The organism is Sinomonas sp., from assembly GCF_051955515.1.
GTDB lineage: Bacteria > Actinomycetota > Actinomycetes > Actinomycetales > Micrococcaceae > Sinomonas.
This window is the reverse complement of record NZ_JBQCGQ010000158.1, coordinates 1-4,318: the sequence shown is the minus strand read 5'-3', so window position 1 is coordinate 4,318 and position 4,318 is coordinate 1. Positions and strand designations below refer to the sequence as shown.

At 69.5% G+C, this 4,318-nt stretch carries 5 protein-coding genes; all 5 read left to right on the top strand.

Features of this window, described 5'->3' with window-relative positions; translation table 11 throughout:
* Positions 1-139 precede the first annotated feature (139 nt).
* Positions 140-916, top strand: a complete 777-nt coding sequence (locus tag ACTHL9_RS08840; RefSeq protein ID WP_440518482.1) for an IclR family transcriptional regulator — start codon at positions 140-142, stop codon at positions 914-916.
* 176 nt (positions 917-1,092) lie between these two features.
* The gene (locus tag ACTHL9_RS08835; RefSeq protein ID WP_440518481.1) at positions 1,093-2,397 is read left to right on the top strand and encodes a cytochrome P450; all 1,305 of its coding nucleotides are present in this window, start codon (positions 1,093-1,095) and stop codon (positions 2,395-2,397) included.
* On the top strand, positions 2,390-3,625 hold the full coding sequence (locus tag ACTHL9_RS08830; protein WP_440518480.1) for an NAD(P)/FAD-dependent oxidoreductase: 1,236 nt from the start codon (positions 2,390-2,392) through the stop codon (positions 3,623-3,625). Before ACTHL9_RS08835 ends, ACTHL9_RS08830 begins: the two co-directional genes overlap by 8 nt.
* A 37-nt stretch (positions 3,626-3,662) precedes the next feature.
* A complete protein-coding gene (locus ACTHL9_RS08825) occupies positions 3,663-3,983 on the top strand; it encodes a 2Fe-2S iron-sulfur cluster-binding protein (protein WP_440518479.1) in 321 nt (106 codons plus the stop codon).
* A 1-nt stretch (position 3,984) separates the two neighbouring features.
* Positions 3,985-4,173, top strand: coding sequence for a hypothetical protein (locus ACTHL9_RS08820; RefSeq protein WP_440518478.1), 189 nt, complete (start codon positions 3,985-3,987; stop codon positions 4,171-4,173).
* Positions 4,174-4,318 lie beyond the last annotated feature (145 nt).

Genomic DNA, 4,318 nt, shown 5'->3' with positions numbered 1-4,318 from the left:
CGCGCGGGCGGGCACCACCGGGGGGGTGCTTCCCCGCCCGGTCCCCCCGCCCCCCCAACCCCGGGCCCCGGCCCGTTTGGCGGGGTATCCCCCCTCAAACGGGCCCGGCGCAAACTCATGGGGAGCCAGGGAGGCCACCGTGACGACTCCGACCCGGGATTCCATCATCAGTCGAGTAGTACGCATCCTGAGCTGCTTCGACCGAAAGACCACAGCTCTGAGCCTCAGCAGCCTCGCGCGCCGCTCAGGCCTTCCGCTCACCACAACGCACCGGCTCACCGAGGAGCTCGTGCGGCATGGGCTCCTCGAGCGTGCCGGCAATGGGGACCTTCGTCCGGGGCTGCGGATGTGGGAGCTGGCGTCCCGGGCTTCGCCTGCCCTCACGCTGCGCGAAGTGTGCCGTCCGTTCATGGAAGACCTCCAGGCGACGGTGAGGCAGCACGTCACCCTGGCCGTCGTCGATCATGGGACGGCACTCTACGTCGAACGCCTCTCCTCCCCCGCCTCGACCCTTGACGCCGCGAACATCGCCGAACGGATGCCCCTCCACGCCTCCTCGAGCGGTCTCGTGCTGCTCGCGTTCTCGAACCCGGCTGTGCAGCGCCAGGCGCTCGAGGCGCCGCTCGAGAAGGTCACCCCGGAGACCGTCACCGATCCAGAAGCACTGCGCCGTCAGCTCGCCGACATCCGGCAGAAGGGCTATTCCGCACCACCCGGAATCGGGCGCACGGAGTGGATCGGGGTCGCCGTGCCCGTGTTCGGGCCCGGCGAGGCGTCGCAGCGCCCTCAGATCGCTGCGGCCCTCAACTGCATCCTCCCGCGCGCAGAAGCTGAGCTCGTGCCGCGCGTCGTCCCCGCACTCACCACCGCGGCGCATGGCATGACCCGCGCGCTCGGAGGCGCTCCCGGCGCCTGAGATCCCCCAATTCTTCCGGTCACCGGAAGCGCCATGGGTGCCCGCCCGCCAGGTGCGCCAAGCTCGTTTCAACGACGTGATCCACGTCACCGGGCGCAGGCGGAGGCGCCACCCGGGATCCACCATCGAGGCACGGCCGGGCGCATCGTCGCGCCCGGCGGCCGGAAAGGAGCGTCATGACGCTCACTTGTCCGTTCACGGGAGCAACGGCCGACGACGGCCCCTCGGCCCCCGCAGTCAATCCCCCTCACGCTGCGCAGCCGCTCCCGCCGTATTCGCACGAGCTTCCCTGGCCGGCCGACCTTGCGCCGTTCAAGGTCGTGGACGACGGCAGCCAGGGCGATCCCTACCGGCACTACCGGTGGATGCTCGACAACGCTCCGGTTCTCAGGGCCTCGTCGCCTGTCTCGGATGTCTGGTTCATCTCCCGTTACGACGACGTCCGCAAAGCGCTGCGCGCGCCCAAGGTCTTCTCCTCGGAAGTCGTGAAGCCGGTCCCGCTCACGTTCCTGACCCTCATCGACGCGCCAGACCACGCCCGGCTTCGGCAGATCGTGGCGAAGGCGTTCACTCCGAAGGCGATCGGCCTCTTCGAGAACCGCATCCGCGAGAGTGCTCAGCAGCTGCTCGAAGCCCTCGTGGCCCGAGGCGGGGGCGATGTGGTCGAGGACTACGCGATTCCGCTCAGCATGTCGACGATCAGCGGGCTCCTCGACGTGCCGGCGGACGACTTCGAGAAGATGAAGTTCTGGTCCGATGAGACCTTCAGCTACTTCGGCCGCTTGGCCCGCAACGCTCCGGGCACCGGCACGGACGAGCAGAGCGCCCACGACTTCTTCGCGTACCTCAAGGACACGATGGAGCGCCTCCACGCCCAGGGCAACGAGTCCGTGGGAGGCCACATCGCGCGGATGTGGAAGGACGGCCAGCTCACCGAAAAGGAGGCGAAGGAGCTGTGCGCCTTCGTGTTCATCGCGGGCCATGACACCACGACGATCCTCCTTGCCAACGCGTTCCGTGTTGTCGCCGAGCAGCCCCAGCTCTTGGACCGGCTGCGCAGCGCGCCCTCGGATGCGGAGCTGTTCGTCGAGGAGCTCGCGCGGTTCCGCGGCACCGTCCAGCGAGTCAGCCGGATCACGACCGAGGAAGTCGAGGTCGCTGGCGTCACCCTGCCGAAGGGCGCCATCGTGCGGCTCATGCCCGCCGCGGCCAATCACGATGCGGCGAAGTTTCCCCGCCCAGAAGTGTTCGACCTCGATCGTGACACGAGCGGCCACCTCGGCTTCGGCCACGGCGTCCACAGCTGTTTGGGCGCCCCGCTCGCCCGGCTCGAGACGAAGGTCACGGCGGAACTCCTCGGCCGACGTCTTGCGTCAGTCCGCTTCGATGCCGCGCACGAGATCGAGTACGTGCGCGGCAATAATCTGACCAATTCGGGGCCCGAGCGGCTCGTTGTGAAGGTGGAGGGCCGTCATGCGTGAGCGAGTGGTCATCGTGGGTTCTGGTCATGCGGGAGTGGGAGTCGCGGCGGGCCTCCGATCGCGCAACTGGGATGGGCACATCGTCCTCATCGACTCGGACTCCGGCATCCCGTACGAACGCCCGCCTCTCTCCAAAGAGCTGCTGGCCCCGGGCGCGCCGGCTGAACCGACACCGCTGAGGAAGGTGTCGTACTTCGAGGCTCGCGGGATCGAACGCGTCCACGGCAGGGCGTCAGACGTTGACCGTGAGCGACGCGACCTGATCCTCGCGGACGGACGGATCGTCCGGTACTCGAAGCTCGTCCTCGCCACCGGCTCGACCCCGCGCCGGCTCACCGTTCCCGGCGCGGAGCTCGATGGCGTGCTCCTGCTCAAGACACTCGAGGACGCCCGACGCTTGGCGGGCCAGCTCGGCCCCGGACGCCGCGTCGTCGTCATCGGTGCCGGATACATCGGCCTCGAAGTCGCGGCAGCCGCGGCAAAGCTCGACTGCAACGTCACGGTCCTCGAATTCCAGGACCGTGTGATGAGCCGCGTCACGAGCGAGCCCGTCTCCCGCTTCTTCGAGGACCTGCACCGGCGAGCGGGCGTCGAGTTCCGCTTCGGTGCGGGGGTGATCGGCATCGAAGGCAGGGGTCGGGTGGAGTGGGTCGTGACGAACGACGGCGGCCGCTACCCTGCCGATGTCGTCGTCGCCGGAATTGGGGTGCTGCCCGAGCAGGGCCTTGCTGAGGCTGCGGGGCTCGAGGTGGCGGATGGCGTCCCCGTCGATGGCGCGGGGCGCACCTCCGATCCCGACATCTACGCTGCGGGCGACGTCACCCGCGCCGCGAGCAGCTACGACGGCGCAAGCCAGCGGCTTGAGTGCATCCAGAACGCCCGGGCCCAAGCCGAGGCTGTTGCCGCATCGATTGCGGGCGCCGCAGCTCCGCCAGCCGAGGTGCCGTGGTTCTGGACGGTTCAGCACGGCGTCCGTCTCCAGACCGCCGGTGTCCGGCACCCGGAGGACGAGGTGCTTCTCCGCGGCGACCGGCAGAACGGAAAGTTCACGGTTCTGTATCTGCGCCATGGGTGCCTCGCCGCCATCGACACCGTGGGCTCACTCGCCGACTTCAACGCGGGCAAACGTCTCATAGCGGGGCGGGCCGTGCTCGACCCCACCCTCGCCGCAGATCCCAGCGTGCCGCTCGCAGACGCAGTCGCCCTTCCGGCTCCCGCCTCGGCCTGACCACCCCGCAACTCACCACCAGCGAAAGGAACACTCCATGACCACGTCCATCACCGCCGTCGACCGCGACGGCACCCAGCACTCCCTCGACTGGGAGGAAGACCAGACCCTGATGGAGGTGCTCCGCGACAACGACCTGCCGGTTCTCGCCTCGTGCGGCGGCACGGCCTCGTGCGCGACGTGCCACGTCTTCCTCGAGGAAACTGTGGCCGAGCGGCTCGGAGAGCGCAGTCCCGACGAGCTCGAGCTCCTCGAGGACGCTGCCGGCTACCGGGCGTGCGGTTCGAGGCTCGCGTGCCAGATCGAGCATGACCAGTCGCTCCACGGCATCCGCGTCGAACTCGCCCCGGAGAACTGACATGAAGGTCACGGCTAGCGTCCCTGCGCGACGTATCGGCTCCAAGGTCCCCGGCCTTCACTGGCCCGTCTATTTCTCCCTCTGCAAGCCCGGACCCGCGGGCCACGCGCGTTCCGGCCCGATGACCTCGTCCGCGTGGGAAGGCTGGTGGCACGAGGAGCACCCGGCGGCGCCGAGCCCCTTGGCTTGACCGGGCAGTCCGGCACCCAACAGCACTCCCGTTGCTCCGTGCCCGTTGGCCGGGGTTAACCCCCCCAACCGGACCGCGCCACGCCCGCGGGCGGGGCCGGCCCCACGCGGCCCCCCCCGCGCCCCCCCCCATCGCCCGGCCCCCC

What these genes read in the sequence shown, in the direction of transcription:
- ACTHL9_RS08835 (WP_440518481.1), top strand. Translation starts at nt 1,093, where the DNA reads ATGACGCTCACTTGTCCGTTCACGGGAGCAACGGCCGACGACGGCCCC.
- ACTHL9_RS08820 (WP_440518478.1), top strand. Translation starts at nt 3,985, where the DNA reads ATGAAGGTCACGGCTAGCGTCCCTGCGCGACGTATCGGCTCCAAGGTC.
- ACTHL9_RS08825 (WP_440518479.1), top strand. Translation starts at nt 3,663, where the DNA reads ATGACCACGTCCATCACCGCCGTCGACCGCGACGGCACCCAGCACTCC.
- ACTHL9_RS08830 (WP_440518480.1), top strand. Translation starts at nt 2,390, where the DNA reads ATGCGTGAGCGAGTGGTCATCGTGGGTTCTGGTCATGCGGGAGTGGGA.